Below are 21,432 nucleotides of genomic sequence, written 5' to 3' on the forward strand. Positions count from 1 at the left end.
CCCGTCCGGCTCCCGCCCGAGCCCTCGGGTCCCCCGCCGCCCCTCGGGTCCCCCGCCGCCCCTCGGGTCCCCGCGCGGCCCTCACCCCGGCGGCATGTTGTACGGCGTGACGACCTGGATCGCCGACGGGAGGGACGGGCCCTCGTCCGGGAGGGCCTGGTGGGCCCGCATGATGGTCTGGCAGGCGCGGCGCATGTCCTGGCGCAGGTCGTGGTGGAGCACCGCGGACAGCCGCCGCTCCCCCAGGAGCCGGGTGTTGTCGTGGTCCAGGTCGTGCGCGACGAAGGCCAGCAGGTCCCGGCCGAGCGCGTCGAAGGCCTCGATGGTCGCGGTGTTCCCGCCGCCGATGGAGTAGACGGCGTTGATCTCCGGGTCCCGCTCCAGGGCCTCGCGGACGAGCTCCCGCTGGGTGGAGTCGAGCCCGTCGCTGTCGGTGACCTCGACCAGCCGGCGTTCCGGCCGCGCGGCGCGCATCTCGCTGCGGAAGCCCATCTCGCGCTCCTCCTCGTTGCGGAAGGAGCCCCGGCTGATGGTGACGAGCACATGGCCTGGACCCTCGCCGAGCCACTGCCGGATCAGGTAGGCGGCGGTCGCTCCGGCGGCCCGGTTGTCGATGCCGACGTACGCCCTGCGCGGGCTGCTGGGCAGGTCCGTCACGAGCGTGACCACGGGGATGCCGGCCGCCACCAGCCGTCCGACCGCGGTGGTGACCTCGGGCACGTCGGGCGCCTTCAGGATCACCCCCTGCGAGCCGCGCGCGGCGATCCCGTCCAGGTCCTTCACCAGCTCCGCCGCGGGGTCCGTCTCCCGGAAGTGGAAGCGTGAGCGCACGATCGCCGGGTGCAGGGACGGCAGTTCGGCCTCCAGGGCGTCGCGCACCGCGGAGGAGAACCGCTCCGGGGTCTGCATCACGATGTCGATCATGAAGGTGCGCCCGCCGATGCGGACCTGGGTGCGCTGGCGGTCCAGGTCCTCGACGGCCTGCCGCACCTCCCGGGCCGTGCTGTCGCGGACGCCGCCCCGGCGGTTGAGGACCCGGTCGACCGTCGCCTCGCTCAGACCGGCCTGACGGGCGATCTCACGGATCGTATAGGGGTGTCCCATGGCTGTTCCCGGAAGTCGTTGATGGGTTTTTGATGGGTTTCTGCTCATTGAATGATGGGCTCGGGTTCATAAGACTGACGGAAACGGCCGCGCGGCGAAAGGACCCTGCATGGCTTCCCAGGATGCGGGACCACGGGTGTGGCTGAGCGGGGACACGGACTGCGATCTCGACGCCTTCCGCGCGCTGGTCGCCGAGCACACCGATCCGCGCGACTACCCGTACGCCGCCGAAGTCGCGCGGAACGTTCCGCTCTACGACAGCGACCGTGTCCGGGCGGCCGACCCGACGGCGGTGCGGACCGAGTGGGTGCGCGCGCTGCTGGACGGGCCCGGCATCGTGGTGCTCCGGGGCGCGTTCGCGGACCTCGACCTGGTGGACCGGGCCTCGGACGTCTTCCGGGCGCTGATCGCGCGGGAGCGGGCGAGCGGCACGGCCCGCGGTGACCACTTCGCGAAGCCCGGCGCCAACGACCGGGTGTGGAGCGCCCTGGACAAGACGGCCCTGCACGCTCCCGACGTCTTCGCCGACTACTACGCCAACGACATGCTGGCCCTGGTCTGCGAGGCCTGGCTCGGCCCCGGCTACCAGGTCACCTCCCAGATCAACGTGGTCAACCCGGGCGGCGCGGCGCAGAGCGTGCACCGGGACTACCACCTCGGTTTCCTCTCCGACGAGCGCGCGGCCCGCTATCCGGCGCACGTCCACCGGCTCTCCCCCGTGCTCACCCTCCAGGGCGCGGTGGCGCACTGCGACATGCCCGTGGAGTCCGGCCCGACGCTGTACCTGCCGCACTCCCAGAAGTACGAGCCCGGCTACCTGGCCTGGCGGCGCCCGGAGTTCACCGCGTACTTCGAGGAGCACCACGTGCAGCTCCCGCTGGCCAAGGGGGACGCGGTCTTCTTCAACCCCGCGCTCTTCCACGCGGCGGGCCACAACCGCACGACGGACGTCAGGCGGATGGCGAACCTGCTGCAGATCTCCTCGGCCTTCGGCCGCGCGATGGAGACGGTGGACCGGGAGTCGATGGTGAACGCGCTGTTCCCGGTGCTGCTGCGGCGCCGGAGCGCGGGCGTCGGCGAGGCGTGGCTGCGCCGGGTGGTGGCGGCCTGCGCGGAGGGTTACCCCTTCCCCACGGACCTCGATCGGGACCCGCCCCTGGAGGGGCTCGCCCCGCCGTCCCAGGCCGACACGGTGTGGCGGGCCCTGACGGAGGAGTGGAGCCCCGGGCGGCTGCGCCAGGAACTGCGGGACGGCGCCGAGCGCCGCCGCACTTGAGTACTCACGTCAGGGGAGAACCGATGGGACCACTTCTCGAGGACAGGGTCGTCCTCGTCAACGGCGGCAGTCAGGGCGTCGGCGCGGGTGTCGTACGGGCGGCCGTCCGCGAGGGCGCGACGGTCGCGTTCACCGGGCGACGCGCCGAACCCGGTGAGCGGTTCGCCGCGGAGAGCGGCGCCACCTTCGTACGGGCCGATCTCGCCGATCCCGCGCAGGCACGCGCCGGCGTCGAGCGGGTCGTGGCCGCGCACGGACGGCTCGACTGTCTCGTCAACGCGGCGGGACTGACCTCGCGCGGCACCCTCCTGGACACCACGCCCGAACTCTTCGACGCGCACATCGCGGTCAACCTGCGGGCGCCGTTCTTCGCGATGCAGGCGGCGGTCCGGCACCTGGTGGACCGTGGGGCGCCGGGCACCGTCGTCAACATCATCACCTCCTCCGCGCACGGCGGACAGCCGTTCCTCGCCCCGTACGTCGCCGCGAAGGCCGGGCTGGTCGGCCTGACCCGCAACGCCGCGCACGCCCACCGCTGGGACCGGATCCGGATCAACGGCCTGAACATCGGCTGGACCGACACCGAGGGCGAGGACGAGATCCAGCGCACCTTCCACGGCGCGGGCGACGACTGGCGGGAGGAGGCGGCGCGCAGCCGCCCGATGGGCAGGCTCGGCCAGGTCGACGAGATCGCCGACTTCGTCGTCTTCCTGCTCTCCGACCGCAGCGGTGTGGTCACCGGTTCGGTCGTCGACTGGGACCAGACCGTCTTCGGCGGACTCGACTGACATGCGGCCCCGGTTCCGCCCCGCGGGGCCGCGCACGGGGCTGACGGTTACGGCTTTTAGGCTTTAGGAGCAACTTCTCATGCGTATAGGCATCTTGGGACTGGGCCGGATCGGCGCCTTCCACACCGCGACGCTCGCGGGGCTCGACGCGGTGGACTCGCTGGTGGTCACCGATCCGGTGGCAGGGGCGGCCGCGGCGGCGGTCGAGCGTTTCGGGGCGACGGCGGTGGACTCCCCCGAGGCGGTGCTCGCCGCCGGGGTCGACGGCATCGTGGTGGCGGCCGCCACCGACGCGCACCCCTCGCTCATCCTGGCCGCGGTCGAGGCGGGCATCCCCGTCTTCTGCGAGAAGCCGGTGGCACGGACGGTCGAGGAGAGCGTCGCCGTGCTGCGCGCGGTCCAGGACAGCGGCGTCGAGGTGCACATCGGCTACAACCGGCGCTTCGACGCGGGCTGCGTGGCCGCGCGCAAGGCCGTGGTGAGCGGCGAACTCGGCAAGCTGCACACCGTACGCTCCACGACACTGGACCCGGCGCCGCCACCGGCCGCGTATGTGGCGGTCTCCGGCGGCATCTTCCGCGACTGCGCCGTGCACGACTTCGACATCGTGCGCTGGGTCACCGGCCGCGAGGTGGTCGAGGTGTACGCGGCCGGCGGCAACCGCGGGGCCGAGTACATCGCCGAGGCGGGCGACGTCGACACCGCGTCCGCGATCCTCACCCTCGACGACGGCACCCTCGCGCTGGTGTCCAACTCGCGCCACAACGCCCGCGGTTACGACGTCCGCCTGGAACTGCACGGCATGCGCGACAGCATCGCCGTGGGCCTGGAGGACAAACTCCCCCTGCGCTCGGTGGAACCCGGTGCCACCTTCCCCGCCGGCACCCCGCACGACTTCTTCATGGACCGCTTCGCCCCCGCCTACCGCGCCGAACTGACCGCCTTCACCGAGGTCGTCGCGGGCCGCGCCACCTCCCCGTGCACGGTCGCCGACGCGATCGAGGCGAGCTGGATCGCGGAGGCGTGCGCGTTGTCCTTGGCGGAGCACCGGGCGGTGCGGGTGGAGGAGGTACGACGGGGCTGAGCCGGTCCGGCGGGGTGCGGCCGGCCCGCCGGGTCAGCTGGGCAGGCGGCCGCCCTTGACCGCGGCGACGAACGAGGCCCAGCCGCCGGCGGGGAACACGAGCACCGGCCCGTGCGGGACCTTGCTGTCCCGCACGGGGATGCCTGCGGTGAGGTCGTCGGAGACCTCGAGGCAGGCGCCGCCGTCCGAGTTGCTGTACGAGCTCTTACGCCACGTCACGACGCTCAGGTCGATGGATCGCACGGCACTTCCTCCAACATGCGCAGGACGAACTTCCGCGACTCGGCCGGAGACAGCGCCAGGTCACGCACTGCATCGTAGGCACCTTGCAGCTTCTCGACCGCCGCGCTGTCCTCGATCAGGTCCCCACGGTGCGCGTTCTCCGTGTATGCCACCGTACGTCCCTGTGACAGACGCAGGAACCAGACGTCGGTGCTGTCAAGCCCGTAGGGACCGGCGCTGAACGGCAGCACCTGAACGGCGATGTTCCGGCGCCGCGCCATCTCAGCCAGGTACTCCAACTGCCCCCGCCACTCAGGCATGTCCAGTAACGCCGTCCGCAAGACGGCCTCGGAAAGGATGGTCCGGAAGCGGGGCGCATCCTCCCCCTCCAACAACTCCCGCCGCCCCGTGCGCGCCTCGACCTGCTGCTCGAGTTCCTTCCCCTTGAGCCCGCCCGCCGCCAGCACCTCCCGCGCGTAACCCGGCGTCTGCAACAGCCCCGGCAGGACGCTCACCGCGAAGTGCCACAGGCTCACCGCCTCCGCCTCCAGCGCCATGTACCGCCGGTACCGCTCGCGGAACTGCGTATGGTCCCCGGCGGCCAGCTCCCACAGCGCGAGCAACAGCCCCGGGGTCCCGTAGTGCTGGTCGAGTGCCTGGACGACCTCCGGGCTGCCGAGCGTCTCGCCCTTCTCCATCTTGCCGAACAACGACCAGTCCCAGCCGAGCCGTTCGCCGAGCGCCCGCAGGCTCGTCCCGCTCCCGGCCCGCAGGGTCCGCAGCTCCTCCGCGAACCGCTGACGGGGCTCCTGGCTGCGGCCGGTGATGACGCGGCGCTGCGGCATACCGCTCCCTTCGGGACGTTCGCGCGAGCGATGTGGAACGTGTGGAACCACCTTCGTACGACGGGGAAGCACGGCCCCGTCCACAACGTGGTCGCCCACGACCGGGTGCATTCTCGTAACTCCCGGACTACGCAGCGTAATACGCCCAGCGCAGCCCGGGTCATGGAATGGGTCATGGAACCCGCAGCACCGGACCGACAAGGACGCTGATGCCCCGCACGCCCAAGACCCAGGAAGCCCTGGACGCCCGAGACGCCCTCGCCTCCGCCCTCAGCCGGGCCGGCATCCAGCTCCCCGCGATGGACGTCCGCACCCCCTGGGCGGACGACGGCGAAGTCCGCTACGCGCTCGTGCACCTCGGCGTGTGCTCCGCGCCCGTGGCTCTGATGCTCGCGGACGTGATCCTCAGGGGGATCGCCGCATGACGGAGAACGCGGCGCCCGGCGTCGGAGTGGCCGTCCACGACACGGTCCGCGACCGCGTCGGACGCGTCATGGGCCACGAAGGCCCGTACCTCCAGGTCCGCCCGCTCGGCGGCGGCGTCGAATGGGACGCCGACCCGGACCACCTCAGGCCCCTGAGCCAGGACGAACTGCTGAGCGCCCTGGTCTCCGAGGCGAACGCCCGCAGCCGACGGACCAGCTGACGTTCCGTCGACCGAGGGGACGATCCGCTCGGAGCGTGCCGGCGGCGGAGAGACCGTTGGGGCCGCTCCTACGACGAAGGCGTCGGCGTTCACTTCAAGGTTCCCTTGGTGCGCTGGAACCAGCGCAGGTAGTCGTGGGTGGGGGAACCGAGTCCGGTGGCGTCGTCGTAGCCGGGGCGGGCGTGGAGTCCGAAGTCGCGGCCGAGCGTGTAGAGGAGGTAGCGCTGTTCACCGGTGGAAGTGTCGGTGTCGGGGCCTTCGTCGCGCACCACGGTGAGAGGTTGTGCTCCGGCTTTCGCGGGCTGGTCGGTGATGTCGTGGAAAAGGTGGGCGCGGGCAAGGGCGTACAGGAGTGGGTTGGCGAAGCCGAGCCGGTGTCCGGAGGCCTGCTGCGCGTCGGCCTGGATCGCCGCGAAGGCAGGGGCGGCCGCCGATGTGCCGCCGAATCCGGTGAGGTGGAAGGCGCCGGAGTCGGTCAGCCCGATGAGGACCGGCAGCGCCCCGTCGCCTTCCAGCGCCACATCCGGTGTCGTGCGGTGTCTGGTGTCGCCGGAAGTGCGACCGCGCTGGTACCAGGGTTGCGGGAAGTCGCTCACGCCACCTCCGCCTCCGAAGGTGAAGACGCCGGGGACAGGTCCCCAGGCCGTGCCGTTGTCGGTGAGAATGGACAGTTCGTCGCCCATGCTGGTCTCCCAGGCGTAGTCGCCGTGGCGGTCGAGGGCGAGGGTGGTGCCGCCCACCGAGGTGACCCACGGGGAACCGCTGGGGAAGTCGGCCTGGGCTCGGGTGGTCTTCGGGTCGCAGTTGACGCCGGTTCGGGCCGCGCCGGGCGAGGAGTCGCCGCAGTCGCCGGCAGCGAAGTAGACGCCGATCCCTTCAGCGGCGGCCTGCTCGAACAGCAGGTTCCACGCGTCGATGAGGGCGGGCGTGAGGTGTCCGGGGTCGGAGTGGACGATCTCTGCCCACGAGTTGGAGATGCCGTCGGCCCGGCGGCCGTCGATGACGTACGACTCGGCGTCCATCAGGTCGTTGTCGAGGCATGAGTCGGCGCCGACATAGAGGATGTTCGCGTCGGGGGCGAGGCCGTGGGCGAGGTCGACGTCGAGAGCCTGTTCGCCGGCCCAGGTGCCCGGGGGCGCGCACGCGTCGCTGACGTGCCAGTCCGCGGGCGTCACGTGTTGGCGGTACTGGTGTGGTCTGAAGGCGTGGTCGCCGGTGATCCTCGTGTAGCGGTCGGCGTCGGCGGGCATGGCCGGGGATCCGTAGGCGTCCACGACGGCGATGGTGGAGCCGCGCCCGGTGGAGCCGGGGGTGGTACCGGCACCATAGGCGTGGCGGAGCTGGGTGGGAGTGTAGGGGCAGGGCGCGTACGTGGAGGTCTTGCCGTAGGCCATGGGAAAGCCGGTGGCGGGTCTCTGCCCGAAGTGGCCGGAGCAGATCGCGCCGCCGTCGGGGGCGGGTACGCGGGTCGGGGTCGACAGGGGCGGGCCGCGCCGGGGGCGGAGAGGCCGGACACACCGAGCACGGTGGCGGCGAGAGAGGCGGGCACACTGAGGTCGCCGGAGGGGGCGTCGCTCGTGCCGTGGCCGGTGCGGTAACGGTGCAGGCGTGCGCCGAAGGCCTGTTGGACCGCGCGAGCAGTGCCGGTGATCTTGACGTAGTGGGTGGTTCGTCCGGTGACGGTGAGCCCGGAGTGGTCCAACCAGACGTTGAGGTCGGCGAGTTGTCCGGCCGTCGGGCCGAAGCCCCGCTGGTATGCGTCCGGAGTGAGGTAGTGCCTGTAGTGCGGGCTCCGTGGATCGCTGATGTCGCGCAGGAGTTCTGTGAGGCCCCGCGGGTCACGGGAGTTGAGGTAGAGGCGGGCGCTGACGTGCCGGTCGTCGGGGACGGGGCCCGCGTCAGCGGACTTGGTGGCGTACGTCGGCCGGGATCCGACAAGGGGGTGGCGGTCGCCGGTCGCGTGGGCGGCGAGGGGAGCCGTGCCGAGGAGCGCGGAACAGGCCACCGCGGCGACGTAAGGGCGTATGCGACGCCCAGGACGTATGCGGGCGAGGAAAGACAAGGAAGGGGCCCTTCGAGTGTGGGGCGCGGGACGGCGCGCGGGGCAGTGCAGGGCAGGGCAGGGCGAGGTGGCGCGGCCCCGCGGCTCGTCGTACGCGCCGGGCCGACCGGCCTGATGAGGGAGGCCGGGGCTCACGTGCGGACGGTCCGGCCCCGGCACAGTGGCCCCGTGATCCCCGTGAACTCCAAGTCGAGTCCGAGGCCGTCGCGTTCGGCGTGGATGTGCAGGTGGGGCTCCGTGGTGTTGCCGGAGTTGCCGACCTCGCCGAGCACCTGCCCGGCGCGCACGGGGTCGCCCGCCGCCACCGTCACGGTGCCGCGGCGCAGGTGGGCGAGCTTGACGACCTCGGCACCCGTGTCGATGAACACATGGTTGCCGTACGGGGGTTGGTAGCGGATGATGCCGGGTTCCTGGTCGTCGACGTGACCCGCGGCGGAGATCACCGTGCCGTCGCACGGTGCGTGCAGGATCTGCCCGTACACGAGATAGCTCTCGTTCCCCGCGCGCGTGCCTCCGTCGCGTGCCCGCGCACCGCCGGGGCCGACCTGGATCACGTCCAGAGCGCCGCGCTGCTCGGGGAAGGGCGCGTGATGGTTCAGGCCGGGCCCCCCGCCTTGTGCCACGTACCAATTCCCGCCCTGCAGAGGGAAGGTGAGGGGACGCGACACGGCCGTCCCCCAGCGATGACGCCGCGCCCGGAGCAGGAAACCCCCGAAGACGGCGATCAGGACGACGCCCACGACCAGTTCACCCTCACCGCCACCCGCCAGGGGCAGCCCCGGCAGCCGGCAGGCGGAGGCGAGACCCACCAGCGCCCCGGCCTCCACGGGCCGGCGTATCCACCACGGCAGCCGGGCCGGAGTGCGCCAGCCCTCCAGGAGGAGGTACCCGGCCGCCACGATGAGCAGACGGCCGCACCAGGCGATGCGGGAGGGGGCCTGCCAGCACGCGTCGATACGCGCGGCCAGGAGCAGCGCCCACACGGCCCACGCCAGGGCGGCGCGCGCTCCGTGGGAGATGCGCACGCGCGGTGCGCGGTACGCACCCGGGGCGATCAGGAGCCCGTCGAGCACATGACCGTCGCCGGTGGTGGCGAAGGCGAGGGCGCGCCCCTTGGTGCCCTCGATCACCAGCCCGTCGGGGCTGTCCCGTACGCCGGTGATCTCGCCGACCCGTTCGCGGGTACCGTCCATGATCTCGTCGAGCCGCTCACGCCCCACGGCCGCGACCACGCGCGGCGCGAGAGACTCCCGGTGGACGCCCTCGACGGTGAGGAACCTGTACAGGATGTCCGCCGCCGGCCGCCCCGATCGGCCGGGGCCTGTCGGATTCCCCGTCTCCTCACGCATCGACCGCACCGTCCCTCCCCGCCGCCATCGCCACGGGTGTCATGCCGCGCTCCGGCAGCAGGGGCCGGCTCCGCTTCATGATGCGGTCCTTGACGGACCTGAAGTGCCGCTCGATCGCCCGGTAGTCGTCGTCGCGCAGACATGCGCAGTCCGCGCCGATCATCAACAGCCCGAAGCACACGAGCCCCATGCACGTCATGATGCCCAGGTGCATTCCCTCCAGGGCCAGGGTGTTGGCCTTTCGGATCCAGGAGCGGGCAGACAGGATCGCGAAGGGCAACGCCAGTTCGACGTAGATCGTGAAGTAGCTGATGGCGGTGCCGAGGAAAGCGTTGTTCATCAGGTGCGTGTACGTCGCCGACATCTGGAAGCCCGTGATGTGGCTGATGTAGTACATGGCCACGCCGTCCTGCCACACCTTGCCGGTGATCTTCCAGTAGCCGGCGGCGAAGTACAGCACGGCCGTCTGGAAGACGATCAGGAAGGCGGCCAGATTGTGCAGCACGGTGGAGGTCGTCGGCCGCTCCAACTCCCGCATCTCGGCTCTCCGTCGCTTCGCGCCGGGGGCGAAGTAGGCGTTGGAGACGGTGAAGACCATGAAGAGGATGAGGATCTGGGCGAGGTTGTCGCCGCCTTCGAGCACGTCCTGGTTCCTGTTGTGCAGCGACCACATCAGCACGGCCTGCGCCAGGGCGAGAACGCGCCCGCCGAAGATCATGAATGCGGCGGACACCAGGATCACGGCGTGAAAGACGATCTCGAACCAGACCGTGGAATGCCCCCAAAGAAAGAGTGAGAAACCCCAGCGCGGCAGCGCGGATTTCGCTGTGGAAATCGAGTTGTAGGACTCGGGCCCCCACAGGAAGCGCCGCTTCGAGTAGTCGGACAGGCAGTACAGGATGGTGGCGAAGCCGATGACGACGCGCAGCAGCGACGTCCCGATCAACCGGTGCTTCCTGGTGGCGAAACGGAGCACCATGGCGTCCAGCCGCTCCGTGCCGGCCCGCCATCCCTTGCCCAGCAGGGCAGTTGTGCCGGTCATTCGGCAACCCCCGGAACGTAGTCCATCCACGATGTCGCCAGAATTCCCTGCTCATGCTCTTTCGGCTCGGGTACTTCGTACCGCTCCGAGAAAGGGATGATGCGGCGATTCTTGAAGGTCGCCCGTACGGCGATGATCTGCGCGTCCGGGTACAGTGCCTTCGCCTGCACAGAGAAGAAGCGCCGCATCTCCTCGAAATCTGGCTCAAATTGCTTGTCGAGGAGTTTACGGGCGGCATCACGTCTGTCTGGCGCAAGTTTCTTGAATTTGGTCGCGACACCCGCGTACCGATTGGCCGCCGCATCGAAGGCGAGGAGTACGCCGGGAAGTTTCGTCGGGTTCAGCGGGGAATCGTGCGGCGATCCGTCAATGGCCTGTTCGATTTCGACAGGGCTCGACTCAACGGCCTCGTCGGATGCGGAGGGTTTCATCCGGACCTGCAGATATATGAGGTCGTTGTTGCTGCCGGGGGTGGGGCCGAAGAGCTGCCAGTCCTGCCAGAAGTACGGTTCCATGAAGGCCGTGGCGGATTTCTTGATGCGGTCTTTCGCCGGGGAGGCGGGGGCGTTGTACACCAGGCAGCACAAGCAGTAGACGGCCACGGCCGCGAGCGCGATCAGCGCACTGATCCGTACGTTCAGGGGTAGCGTCCCGCCCGCCGTCCGGGGCACGCCCTCAGATGCGCGCGAGCGCGCGAAAACTCTCATCGCTGTCCACATCCAAGTTGATCGAAGTCAAGAAAGGTGGTGGATTCGCGTGAGACCGCGTGCCGGGGCAGGGCGCCCCGCCCCGGCACTGGGGGGTCGATCGGCATCGGTGGTCACACGACACCGCAAGTCGCTTCGCACCGCTGGTCAGGCGGTGGCTCACGTCACTCGGCACCGATGGTCACTCGATGCCGCACGCCACGTCCTACCGCTGGTCATGCGATTTCCGTGGCACTTCCCCCTGCGCCGGAGGTCAGCCGGCGCCACACGTCACGCTACGCCGGTGGCCGTCCGACGCCATTGGATCTCTCGACGCCGCACACCACGCGACGTCATGGAACTCCCGACGCCGTGGGTCACTTGGCGTCGTAGGCGGTGTCGCCCGGGATCACGCCGTGCAGCGCCTTGCCGCTGAGGGCGGGACCGCCGCTGGAGGACGACGAGGACTCACTGGACGACGAGGACTCACTCGACTTCAGCTTGGTCGTGACCTTCACGGTGTACTCGGCAGTCTTGACGACCGTCGCCGCGGCGACGCTTTGGGCGATCGCGTGCAGGAACTGCGGCTGTACGCCCTTGCCTATGACCCGAGCGGTGGCGACCGAGTGCTGGGCCGCGGCCTTGTGGTGCGGCAGCGAGGCAGCTGACGCGCTGGAGGCGGTGACACCCGCGGTGCCGCCCGCGGCGAGGGCCGCGATCACCGCACCGGCAACGGCACGTTTGCCGTTCATGATGGATTCCCTTCGAGTACGAAATGCGGTCGGAGGCAAGCAGCGTGAAGCCGCGCCCCCGATGGCAGTTCACGGATTTCCCACGTCGGACCCACCGAACCAGAGTCCTGGGCCCGAACATTCTGTACCTGCACAGAATCGATTCACAGACGAGTGCACACTCCGCTCCGGGATTAATCACCGGCCTCGCGAAAGCCTTGATCAACCGGGAGCGCGTTCATACTATCCATGGCCCCACGCGACGCTCAACGAAATCCGTGGCCATGAACCGGAGTTCACCCCTCCACCCTCAGACGAAGCTCAAATCAAAAGGGTTTCTTTACCGTCTTCACGCCGCCGGTCGTCAGTAACTCCCGAGAAATGCCAGCTAGTCACGCGGAGATCCGCCACCCGTGAGAGGAGCCGGTTATTACCTTCCCTACGAAATCTTTGCCGTGCGATGGGCGCTTCGGACGCGCCCGAAGCGCCACGAGTACGTGCCGCGGCAAGCCCCCGAAAGACGGAAAAGGGCCTCCGACGCGGGTCGGAGGCCCTTTTCCCAGCAAAGCCGCAGGTGGCGGCAGACGAGTCGGGCTGTACGCCGGGTTCTGTCGCCCGGTCGCCTCGCGGCGGCCGGGGAGGCGGCCATCCATCTAGGGCCGGTGTTGCCACCGGCCTCGTGCGGTCTACCCGCGGACTCGGGCGAGCAGCCCTCGAACGTCCGCGCAGAGCACGTTTTACGGCGCTCCTTTTGACCTTGCTCCGGGTGGGGTTTACCTAGCCGCCTGAGTCACCTCAGGCGCTGGTGGTCTCTTACACCACCGTTTCACCCTTACCCGGCGCCGAAGCGCCGGGCGGTCTGTTTTCTGTGGCACTGTCCCGCGGGTCACCCCGGGTGGCCGTTAGCCACCACCCTGCCCTGTGGAGCCCGGACGTTCCTCGGGAAGGTCCGCAAGGACCTCCACGCGGCCGTCCGCCCGGCTCGTCTGCCGTGTGGACCATGATACCGGGCGGGCGGCCCGCTTCGGTCCGGCCGTCGCCGTCGCCAGGACCGAGCCCCCCAGGATGAGGGCGAAGGCGGCGAGGGTGCCGGAGGTCAGGCGTTCGTCCAGGAAGAGGGCTCCGGCGGCGACGGCGATCGCCGGGTTGACGTACGTGATCACCGTCGCCCGCGTGGGGCCCGCCTCCTTGATGAGTTCGAGGAAGGCCACGAAGGCGACCGCGGTGCAGATGACGCCGAGTCCCGCGAGAGCGGTCAGGACCTGGGCCGAGGGGGGCGACGAGGGCCAGGTGGCCGCCGCCGCGGGGGCGTAGACCAGCGCCGCGAGGGCCAGGCAGGGGGCCGTGAGGTGGAGTGAGGGGACGTCCTTGAGGTGACGGGCGGCTATGACCGGGGCCGTCGCGTAGCCGACGACCGTCAACAGCACCTCGGCGAGCGAGCGTGCGTCGCCGCCGGTCAGGTGCGGGATCGTGAGGACGGCCACGCCGGACAGGCCGAGGGTCAGGCCCGACATGCGGCGGGCGCCCAGGCGTTCCGTGTCGCCGAAGAGGCGGGCGGCGGCCACACCGACGATCGGCACGCCCGCGATCAGCAGGCCCGCCGTGGAACTGGAGAGATGGCGCTCGGCGTCCGTCAGCGTCCACCAGGGGACGATGATCTCGATGCACGCGAAGGCCAGCATGGGGCGCCAGTGGCTCCGTACGCTCCGGGTGAGGCCGGTGAAACCCCCTTGGCGGAGGGCGAAGGGCAGCAGCAGCGCGGCGCCCACCGCACAGCGCGTGAACACCACCACGGACGGGGACACCCCGTCCACCGCCACTTTGATCATCAGGTAGGGGATGCCCCAGACCACTCCCATCAGGGAGAACAGGAACCAGCCGCGTGCAGTCATGCGGGCAGTGTGGGCCCGGCGAGGGGCCGTCGTCTTGAACGTCGTTGCACTGCGTCGGCTTGAACGTCGTTGCGCTGCGTCGGCGCGAGCGGCGTCCCCCTACGACCACACGCTCGCGCGGTACGCCGCCGGGGTCACCCCCAGCACCCTGCGGAACCAGCGCGTCAGATGCGCCTGGTCCGCGAAGCCCACGAGGGAGGCGACCTCGGCCGGGCGCAGACCGCGCTCCAGCAGGCCGCGGGCCCGGTTCACCCGGTGCTGCGCCAGCCAGGCGTACGGGGGCATGCCCATCGTCGTACGGAAGGCGCGCAGCAGTTGGTAGCGGGACAGGCCCAGGTCGGCGGCGAGGTCCGCGAGGGAGGGCGGGGTGAGGAGTTCGTCGGCGAGGCGGTCGCGGACCGTGCGGGCGAGGGTGCCCGCGCCGGGGATCGTGTCGCGGGCGGGGCGGGCCGACGAGTGGCGGCAGGCCAGCGCCGTGAGCAGCCAGGGGATGCGGGACTCGGCCTCCAGCGGGTCGGGGCAGGCACTCAGGTCGGTGTGCGCGGCGCGCAGGGCGGCGGCCAGTTCCGGGTCGTCGATGAGGGGGTCGCGGAAGTGCGGGGCGGTGCGGGTGCCTTCGGCGAGGAGGGCGGGGTGCGGGTAGAGGGCGCGGTAGGCGTAGCCGTCGGGGACCGCGGGGCCGCCGGTGTGGGCCTCGCCGGGGGCGAGGACGACGATCGAACCCGGACCGGTGTGGATACGGGTGCCCCGGTAGTCGATGAACTCGGCGCCGCCCACACAGACGCCGACCGTGTACTCCTCGTGGGCGTGCGGGGCGTAGCGGTGGTCCTCGAAGCGGGCGGTGAGGAGGTCGAGGGGGTGGCCGTCCCGGCCGAGGGTGGCTCGGGTCCAGCGGGTCTCTTCACGTCCAGTGCGCATGTTTCTTTCCCCCGGTTTCGTCAAGGAGGGGAACACCCGTGGGGGCTGTTCCATGCCCTGGCCTCCGGCTCGGGGCCGCCGTTCTTCGCCCCCGCCGCCCCTACCCGTCCCATCCCCGGGGCTGCGCCCCGGACCCGCCCGGGGGCTGCGCCCCCGTACCCCTACGGGGCTCCGCCCCTGCACCCCGTCAGGGGCTGCCGCCCCCTGCACCCCCGCTTCGCCCGAAGGGCTCGTCCTCAAGCGCCGGACGGGCTGGGTATGCGGGCCCGAACCAATGCGCTGATGCCCGGACAGACCGAAAGGGCGACGTCCGGAGCAGGCGCAGCGCGGCTCGCATCGGCGCGGACCGAACCGCAACTCGGGCCCCCTCGAACCGATCCGTCGCTCACGCCGGCGTGAACCGTACCTTCGTCGTGCCCGGGTCGGCCTCCGTGAGGCGTACGCGCAGGTGTTCGCCGAGGGGGAGTCTCGACCGGCCGCCCGTGATGCGGGCGACGACGGCCGGGGACTCCAACTGCACCGTTCCGACGGTGGGGTCATGGTCCTGTACGTCGACCACGCAGGCCTCGAAGAGGTTGCCGATCCGGTCCTTGAGCAGTGCGGCCTCGACGATGTCGACGCACTCGCGCTCGACGGTGCCCGCGCGCCGGCTGCCCTCGGCCATCTCCTTGGGAAGGGAGTCGAGAGCGGCGAGGACCCACTCGGGAGGCTCTCGGTCCTCGGCGGCGGCGAGGCAGATCTCGGCGGCGTAGCGGTCGCCGAGGCGGCGCAGGGGGGCCGTGCAGTGGGCGTAGGGCGCGGCGACGGCCGCGTGGGAGGTGACCTCGGGGAGCAGGCCGTCGCGGAAGACCGTGTAGCCCGCGCCGCGCAGCAGTGTCGTGCACTCCTGGAGGAAGGCCGCGTGGTGCGGCCGGTGCGGGTCCAGGGAGCGGATGAGCTGGGCGTACGAGACGTGGTGCGGCCAGTCGATGCGCAGGGCCTTGGCGGTACGGCGCAGCCGGCCGACCGCGCCGTCGGGGGCGGCCGGGAGGGTGCGCAGGACGCCTGTGCCGTGGGCGAGCATCAGGTCGGCCGCGGCCATCCCGGTGAGCAGGGAGATCTGGGCGTTCCAGCCCTCGGTGGGGAGGGGGGCGCGGTAGACGAGTGCGTAGGTTCCGTCCTGCTCGACGATTTCCTGTTCGGGGACGCTGAGCGAGATGCCGCCGCGTTCCACTTCCAGGCGCTCGCGCAGCGTGCCGATGTCCTTGAGGAGGGCGAGGGGTTCCTCGGCCGTCCCCGCGTCGATCCGTTGCTGGACGTGCGCGTAGTCGAGCTTGGCGCGGCTGCGCACGAGGGCGCGGCGTACGTCGGTCGACTCGGTGCGGCCCTCCGCGTCCAGGTCCAGCGTCCACAGCACGGCCGGGCAGGTCTGGTCGGGGAGGAGGCTGGCGGCGCCCTCGGAGAGCCGGGGCGGGTGGAGGGGACGTTCTCGTCGGGGAAGTAGAGCGTGTTCACGCGGCGGTGTGCCTCGGCGTCCAGCGGGCCGCCGGGTGTCACGAAGGCGGCGACGTCGGCGATCGCGTACCGCACGCGGTAGCCGCCCCTCTCGCGCCGCGCGAGGTGCATCGCCTGGTCCAGGTCGGTGGACGCCGGCGGGTCGATGGTGAAGAAGGGGATGTCCGTCGCGTCGTGGGAGGGCAGCCGGGGTGGCCGGGCCGCCTCCTCCAGGGCGTCGGGCGGGAAGCTCCCGGGTACGCCGAGCTCGGTGCGCAGGGCACGCAGGGCGGCACCCAGGGGAGCCTCCGGTGCGCAGACGGCGCGCATGTGGCGGCAGGGCATGGGTCGAGCGTAGGTCGCCCTCGCGCGTCGGGCACCCCGGGCCGCACCCCTTAGGCTGGCGCGCGGGCCACACCCGCTGTGAGGAGAACACCACCGTGCTCGTGCTGCTGCCGCCCTCCGAGGGGAAGGCCCCTTCGGGCCGTGGAACCGCTCTGAAGCTGGAGTCACTGTCCCTGCCCGGCCTCACCGAGGCGCGTCGGGCGGTCCTCGACGAGCTGGCCGAGCTGTGCGCCGGGGACGAGGAGAAGGCCCGCGAGGTGCTCGGGCTGAGCGAGGGGCTGCGCGGGGAGATCGCCAAGAACACGGAGCTGCGCACCACCGGCGCGCGGCCGGCCGGGGAGATCTACACGGGGGTCCTGTACGACTCGCTGGACCTCGCCTCGCTGGACACGGCCGCCAAGCGGCGCGCGAGCCGTTCGCTGCTGGTGTTCTCGGGGCTGTGGGGCGCGGTCCGGGTGACGGACCGGATCCCGTCGTACCGCTGCTCGATGGGCGTGAGGCTGCCCGGTCTCGGGGCGCTGGGCGCGCACTGGCGGGCTCCGATGGCCACCGCGCTGCCGGAGGCGGCCGGGGACGGACTGGTGCTCGATCTGCGGTCCTCGGCGTACACGGCCGCGTGGAAGCCGAAGGGCGAGGTCGCCGGGCGGACGGCGACGGTGCGGGTGCTGCACTCGCAGTGGGTGGACGGTGTCGAGAAGCGGTCGGTGGTCAGCCACTTCAACAAGGCGACGAAGGGCCGGATCGTACGGAGTCTGCTGAGCGCGGGTGCGGCGCCCAAGGACCCGGCCCAGCTGCTGGAGGCGCTGCGGGATCTCGGGTACGTGGTGGAGGCGAAGGCGCCGGCCGGCGCGGGCCGGCCGTGGGCGCTCGACGTGGTGGTGACCGAGATCCACTAGCGGCCGTCCGGGGCGTCGCACGGGACGGTTCCCCTACGTGTTGCAGCATACGCAACGACCTTTGCGCATGCTGCACACCCCGGGCAGGATGACGGCATGACCTCGTCGCTGCCCTCGCCTTCGCCTGCCCCCGCACCCGGTCCCGCGTCCGGCTCCGTGCTGGACCTCGCGCCCGTCATGCCCGTCGTCGTGGTCACGGACGCCGCCGACGCGGTGCCGCTGGCGCGGGCGCTGGTCGCGGGCGGACTGCCCGCCATCGAGGTGACGCTGCGGACCCCGGCGGCGCTCGACGCCATCCGGGCGATCGCCGCCGAGGTGCCGGACGCGGTGGTCGGCGCCGGCACCGTCATCACGCCCGCCCAGGTGGCGGACACGGTGGCCGCCGGAGCGCGCTTCCTCGTCAGTCCGGGCTGGACGGACGGGCTGCTCGACGCCATGAAGGCCTCCGGGGTGCCGTTCCTGCCGGGGGTGTCCACGGCCTCGGAGGTCGTGGCGCTGCTGGAGAGGGGGGTGCGGGAGATGAAGTTCTTCCCCGCGCAGGCGGCGGGCGGGACGGCGTATCTCAGGTCACTGGCCGGACCGCTGCCGCAGGCGCGGTTCTGCCCGACCGGCGGCATCGCGCCGGACTGCGCCGCGGAGTACCTCGCGCTGCCCAACGTCGGGTGCGTGGGCGGCACCTGGATGCTTCCCGGTGACGCGATCGCGGCGAAGGACTGGGGCCGGATCGAGTCGCTGGCCAGGGACGCGGCGACGCAGTACGCCCAGTACGCCCGTTGAGGCGCGGCACGGGGATCAGCTCACCCGGATGACGGCCTTGCCGAAGGCCGCGCCGCCCGCCCCGCCGGTGAACGTGCTGCGCCGAGGGCGAGTTGAGGGACGGGACCCCGGCCGGGCCGGGACCGGCGGTCCGCTCAGCGGAGGTGGGAGGTGTCGTTGAAGAGGCGCAGGCTGGCGTTGCCGTCCGCGTAGTACGCCACCGCGGACAGCGAGGCCGCGGACAGCTCCATGCGGAACAGCGACTCCGACGGGGCGCCGATCGCGAGCCGCACGAACGTCTTGATCGGGGTGACGTGGGTGACGAGCAGGACCGTGCGGCCCGCGTAGGAGGCGACCAGTCTGTCGCGGGTGGCGGCGACGCGGCGGGCGGTCGCCTCGAAGCTCTCGCCGCCGCCGGTGGGTTCGGCCTTCGGCGAGGCGAGCCAGGCGTTCAGATCGTCGGGGTGGCGCTCCCGGACCTCGGCGAAGGTCAGGCCCTCCCAGGCGCCGAAGTCCGTCTCGCGCAGGCCGTCCTCGATGGCCACGTCGAGCCCGAGACGCGCGGCGACGGCTTCCGCGGTCTGGCGGGTCCGGGTGAGCGGGGAGGCCACGATCGCCTGGATCGTGCCGCGCGCGGCCAGCGCCGCGGCGGCCCGCTCGGCCTGCTCCCGGCCGACGTCCGACAGTGAGGGGTCGGTGCCACCGCTGCCGGAGAACCGCTTCTGCGGGGTCAGCGGGGTCTCGCCGTGCCGCAGCAGGACGAAGGTGGCGGGTGCGCCCATGTCGGGGGCCGCGCCCCATCCGACGGTCGGGGCGGGGGTGGCCACGTTCCGCGCGGCCCGTACGTCGTGCTGCGCGGCCCGTACGTTCTGTGCGGCCCGTACGTTCTGTGCGGCCCGTTCGTCGTTCTCGGACTTCGCGGCTTCGCCGCCGCCCGGTGACGGGGGTGCGACGGGAGCCGTCGTGCTGCCGGACCGTGGGGGCTGGTCGCGCAGTTCCCCGCGCCCCTTGCGGGGCGCGTGCGAGACCGGTGCTTTCAAGGCCGCTCGGGCCTTCGCCGCGCCCGCTGCCGCGTCGCCGGGCGGCCCCGACGGCTCAGGCGTCGCGGACCTCGCGTCCAGCTCCGCCGTCGACCGCGACGGCGACCACTGCTCGCCCCGCTTCCCCGCGTCCATGGCCTCGTTGGCCAGGCGGTCGGCGTGCTTGTTCTGTTCGCGCGGGATCCACTCGTAGCCGACCTGCTCGGGCGGCAGGATCCGGGCCGCCTCGGCGGCCAGCGGCTTCATGTCCGGGTGCTTGATCTTCCAGCGGCCGGACATCTGCTCGACGACGAGTTTGGAGTCCATCCGGACCCGGACCGTGGCGGTCGGGTCCAGCTCGCGGGCCGCCTTCAGCCCGGCCACCAGGCCCCGGTACTCGGCGACGTTGTTGGTGGCGAAGCCGATGTACTCGGCGGCCTCCCTCAGCGTCTCCCCCGTGACCGCGTCGATGACCACGGACCCGTACCCCGCGGGGCCCGGGTTGCCCCGGGAACCGCCGTCGGCCTCGACGATGAACTCCCGCACGCCCATGGCCCCTACAGGCCGGACTCGGACGTGCGCACCAGGATCCGGCGGCAGTTCTCGCAGCGCAGCACGGTGTCCGGGGAGGCCGCCTTGACGTCGTTGACCTCGGTGATGTTGAGCTCCAGGCGGCAGCCCTCGCAGCGGCGCTGGTAGAGCCGGGCCGCACCGACGCCGCCCTGCTGGTCGCGCAGCTTGTCGTAGAGCTTGAGGAGATCGGCCGGGACCGAACCCGCGACGACGCCGCGCTCCTTCGTCACCGTGGCCGTCTCACCGTCGAGGGACTCGAAGGCCGCGTCCCGTCGTCCGGTGGCGTCGTCGATCCTCGACTGGACGGAGGAGACCCGCTCGGTCAGTTCGGCGACCCGCTCCTGCGCGGACTCGCGGCGCTCCATGACCTCCAGGACGACGTCCTCCAGGTCGCCCTGCCGCTTGGCGAGGGAGGTGATCTCGCGCTGCAGGTTCTCCAGGTCCTTGGGGGAGGTCACGGCTCCCGAGTCCAGGCGCTGCTGGTCACGGGTGGCGCGCTGGCGCACCTGGTCGACGTCCTGCTCCGCCTTGGTCTGCTCGCGGGCGCAGTCGCTCTCCTCGGTCTGCGCGGCGACGAGCAGGTCGCGCAGCTGCGTGAGGTCCTTGTTCAGCGACTCGATCTCGGCGTGCTCGGGCAGCGACCTCCGCTTGTGCGCGAGCTGCTGCAGGCGTGCGTCGAGGGTCTGGACGTCGAGGAGTCGGATCTGGTCGGCGGGCGCGGCGTTCAGTTGGGGGCTCCAGATGTGTCGGTGTTCGAGGCCGCGTGGGCGGTCCAGGGGTCGGTGACCGTCTTCGAGACGTGGACCCGCAGGTCCCATCCGTGACGGTCGGAGATCTCGTCGAGCTGGGTGGCGGCCAGCTCGCACCAGGGCCACTCGGTGGCCCAGTGCGCCGCGTCGAGCAGCGCGAGAGGACTGGGGGCGCGGACCGCCGTGAACTCCGACGCCGGGTGGTGGCGGAGGTCCGCGGTGAGGAAGGCGTCGACACCCGCGGCCCGCACGTCGTCGAAAAGGCTGTCGCCGGAGCCGCCGCTGACCGCGACGGTCCGTACGAGCGCGTCGGGGTCGCCCGCGACCCGGATGCCCTGCGCGGTGGCCGGCAGCCGCCCGGCGACCCGCGCGGCGAACTCGCTGACGGTCACCGGGTGGTCCAGTTCACAGACGCGGCCCAGGCCACGGCGCCCTTCGGGGTCGGTCGGGTCCGGCACGAGGGGGCGTACGACACGGAGGTCGAGCGCGCCGGCCAGGGCGTCCGAGACACCGGGGTCGGCCCGGTCGGCGTTGGTGTGCGCGACGTGCAGCGCGATGTCGTTCTTGATGAGGGTGTGCACGACCCGGCCCTTGAAGGTGCCGGCCGCGACCGTCGTCGTCCCGCGCAGATAGAGCGGGTGGTGGGTGACCAGCAGGTCGGCGCCCAGCTTCACCGCCTCGTCGACGACGTCCTGGACCGGGTCGACCGCGAACAGGACCCGCGTCACCCCCTGGTCGGGGTCGCCGCAGACGGTGCCGACCGCGTCCCATCCCTCGGCCCTCTCGGGCGGCCAGAGGGCGTCGAGCGCGGCGATGACTTCAGACAGACGGGGCACGGGCAAAGGCTACCTGCCTCGCGTCCGTGTCCCACCGGTCGCGGGTTCTCCCGACCGGGCGGGCGGGCCGCCTCCGGGCACGGGGGCCGTGGTCACCCCGGCCCCACCCCCTCCTCCGCGCCCCGCTCAGCACATCCGTC

19 protein-coding genes, 1 other RNA gene and 3 pseudogenes are annotated in these 21,432 nt (G+C 71.7%); 7 read left to right on the forward strand and 16 right to left on the reverse strand.

The genetic code is table 11. The features are described from left to right. Positions 1–81: 81 nt before the first annotated feature. Positions 82–1,104: a LacI family DNA-binding transcriptional regulator gene (locus HEP85_RS12465; protein ID WP_168527857.1), complete on the reverse strand. Its 1,023-nt coding sequence runs from the start codon at positions 1,102–1,104 to the stop codon at positions 82–84. Between the two features lie 109 nt (positions 1,105–1,213). On the opposite strand from HEP85_RS12465, the gene HEP85_RS12470 reads away from it, so the two are divergent. The 3 genes from HEP85_RS12470 (at position 1,214) to HEP85_RS12480 (ending at position 4,252) form a co-directional block, all read left to right on the forward strand. Then, on the forward strand, positions 1,214–2,380 hold the full coding sequence (locus HEP85_RS12470) for a phytanoyl-CoA dioxygenase family protein (RefSeq protein WP_168527858.1): 1,167 nt from the start codon (positions 1,214–1,216) through the stop codon (positions 2,378–2,380). A gap of 23 nt (positions 2,381–2,403) precedes the next feature. Next, positions 2,404–3,168, forward strand: a complete 765-nt coding sequence (locus HEP85_RS12475; protein WP_168527859.1) for an SDR family oxidoreductase — start codon at positions 2,404–2,406, stop codon at positions 3,166–3,168. A 79-nt stretch (positions 3,169–3,247) separates the two neighbouring features. Beyond that, a complete protein-coding gene (locus HEP85_RS12480) occupies positions 3,248–4,252 on the forward strand; it encodes a Gfo/Idh/MocA family oxidoreductase (RefSeq protein WP_168527860.1) in 1,005 nt (334 codons plus the stop codon). Positions 4,253–4,285: 33 nt separating this feature from the next. Here HEP85_RS12480 and HEP85_RS12485 read toward each other — a convergent pair whose 3' ends face one another. Further along, positions 4,286–4,495 carry a DUF397 domain-containing protein gene (locus HEP85_RS12485; protein WP_168527861.1) on the reverse strand — a complete coding sequence of 70 codons (210 nt, stop codon included), beginning with the start codon at positions 4,493–4,495 and terminating at the stop codon, positions 4,286–4,288. Further along, positions 4,477–5,319: a helix-turn-helix transcriptional regulator gene (locus HEP85_RS12490; RefSeq protein WP_168527862.1), complete on the reverse strand. Its 843-nt coding sequence runs from the start codon at positions 5,317–5,319 to the stop codon at positions 4,477–4,479. Before HEP85_RS12490 ends, HEP85_RS12485 begins: the two co-directional genes overlap by 19 nt. Before the next feature lie 209 nt (positions 5,320–5,528). Between HEP85_RS12490 and HEP85_RS12495 the strand changes: the two genes are divergently transcribed. Further along, entirely contained in the window at positions 5,529–5,744 is a 216-nt protein-coding gene (locus HEP85_RS12495) for a hypothetical protein (protein ID WP_168527863.1), read from the forward strand. After that, positions 5,741–5,965 carry a hypothetical protein gene (locus tag HEP85_RS12500; RefSeq protein ID WP_168527864.1) on the forward strand — a complete coding sequence of 75 codons (225 nt, stop codon included), beginning with the start codon at positions 5,741–5,743 and terminating at the stop codon, positions 5,963–5,965. Before HEP85_RS12495 ends, HEP85_RS12500 begins: the two co-directional genes overlap by 4 nt. A gap of 89 nt (positions 5,966–6,054) precedes the next feature. On the opposite strand, the gene HEP85_RS12505 is transcribed toward HEP85_RS12500, so the two are convergent. The 10 genes and pseudogenes from HEP85_RS12505 to HEP85_RS12550 all read right to left on the reverse strand — a co-directional run bounded on the left by HEP85_RS12505 (position 6,055) and on the right by HEP85_RS12550 (position 16,463). Beyond that, complete coding sequence (locus HEP85_RS12505) at positions 6,055–7,359, reverse strand: S8 family serine peptidase (RefSeq protein WP_369657696.1); 1,305 nt, start codon at positions 7,357–7,359, stop codon at positions 6,055–6,057. A gap of 119 nt (positions 7,360–7,478) precedes the next feature. Beyond that, positions 7,479–8,186, reverse strand: a pseudogene (locus HEP85_RS12510) (protease pro-enzyme activation domain-containing protein); the annotation flags it as partial. Continuing rightward, positions 8,159–9,376, reverse strand: a complete 1,218-nt coding sequence (locus HEP85_RS12515; protein WP_348772398.1) for a M23 family metallopeptidase — start codon at positions 9,374–9,376, stop codon at positions 8,159–8,161. The gene HEP85_RS12515 and the pseudogene HEP85_RS12510, both read right to left, overlap by 28 nt. After that, positions 9,369–10,418, reverse strand: coding sequence for a hypothetical protein (locus tag HEP85_RS12520; RefSeq protein WP_168527866.1), 1,050 nt, complete (start codon positions 10,416–10,418; stop codon positions 9,369–9,371). The genes HEP85_RS12515 and HEP85_RS12520 overlap by 8 nt, the downstream gene beginning before the upstream one ends. Then, on the reverse strand, positions 10,415–11,125 hold the full coding sequence (locus HEP85_RS12525; RefSeq protein ID WP_168527867.1) for a DUF5819 family protein: 711 nt from the start codon (positions 11,123–11,125) through the stop codon (positions 10,415–10,417). Before HEP85_RS12525 ends, HEP85_RS12520 begins: the two co-directional genes overlap by 4 nt. A gap of 356 nt (positions 11,126–11,481) precedes the next feature. Beyond that, the gene (locus tag HEP85_RS12530) at positions 11,482–11,856 is read right to left on the reverse strand and encodes a hypothetical protein (protein WP_168527868.1); all 375 of its coding nucleotides are present in this window, start codon (positions 11,854–11,856) and stop codon (positions 11,482–11,484) included. 560 nt (positions 11,857–12,416) lie between these two features. Next, positions 12,417–12,820, reverse strand: an RNA gene (rnpB, locus tag HEP85_RS12535) — RNase P RNA component class A. A gap of 118 nt (positions 12,821–12,938) precedes the next feature. After that, positions 12,939–13,727: pseudogene (locus tag HEP85_RS12540) on the reverse strand (DMT family transporter); the annotation flags it as partial. Positions 13,728–13,826: 99 nt separating this feature from the next. Continuing rightward, a complete protein-coding gene (locus tag HEP85_RS12545; protein WP_168527869.1) occupies positions 13,827–14,645 on the reverse strand; it encodes an AraC family transcriptional regulator in 819 nt (272 codons plus the stop codon). Between the two features lie 385 nt (positions 14,646–15,030). Beyond that, positions 15,031–16,463 (reverse strand): annotated as a pseudogene (locus tag HEP85_RS12550) (RNB domain-containing ribonuclease). Between the two features lie 95 nt (positions 16,464–16,558). On the opposite strand from HEP85_RS12550, the gene yaaA reads away from it, so the two are divergent. Further along, the gene (gene yaaA, locus HEP85_RS12555; protein ID WP_329287532.1) at positions 16,559–17,359 is read left to right on the forward strand and encodes a peroxide stress protein YaaA; all 801 of its coding nucleotides are present in this window, start codon (positions 16,559–16,561) and stop codon (positions 17,357–17,359) included. Between the two features lie 96 nt (positions 17,360–17,455). Further along, positions 17,456–18,136 (forward strand): bifunctional 4-hydroxy-2-oxoglutarate aldolase/2-dehydro-3-deoxy-phosphogluconate aldolase, encoded by a 681-nt coding sequence (eda, locus tag HEP85_RS12560; protein WP_168527870.1) that lies wholly within the window; start codon positions 17,456–17,458, stop codon positions 18,134–18,136. Positions 18,137–18,270: 134 nt separating this feature from the next. On the opposite strand, the gene HEP85_RS12565 is transcribed toward eda, so the two are convergent. The 3 genes from HEP85_RS12565 to HEP85_RS12575 are packed head-to-tail and all read right to left on the reverse strand — an operon-like array spanning position 18,271 to position 21,292. Further along, positions 18,271–19,680 (reverse strand): bifunctional RNase H/acid phosphatase, encoded by a 1,410-nt coding sequence (locus HEP85_RS12565; protein WP_168527871.1) that lies wholly within the window; start codon positions 19,678–19,680, stop codon positions 18,271–18,273. 11 nt (positions 19,681–19,691) lie between these two features. After that, positions 19,692–20,435 (reverse strand): zinc ribbon domain-containing protein, encoded by a 744-nt coding sequence (locus tag HEP85_RS12570; protein WP_211118213.1) that lies wholly within the window; start codon positions 20,433–20,435, stop codon positions 19,692–19,694. Further along, the gene (locus HEP85_RS12575) at positions 20,432–21,292 is read right to left on the reverse strand and encodes a Nif3-like dinuclear metal center hexameric protein (protein ID WP_329526233.1); all 861 of its coding nucleotides are present in this window, start codon (positions 21,290–21,292) and stop codon (positions 20,432–20,434) included. Before HEP85_RS12575 ends, HEP85_RS12570 begins: the two co-directional genes overlap by 4 nt. Positions 21,293–21,432: the final 140 nt, after the last annotated feature.

Origin of the sequence: Streptomyces sp. RPA4-2 (assembly GCF_012273515.2) — a bacterium.
Classification (GTDB): Bacteria; Actinomycetota; Actinomycetes; order Streptomycetales; family Streptomycetaceae; genus Streptomyces; species Streptomyces kaempferi.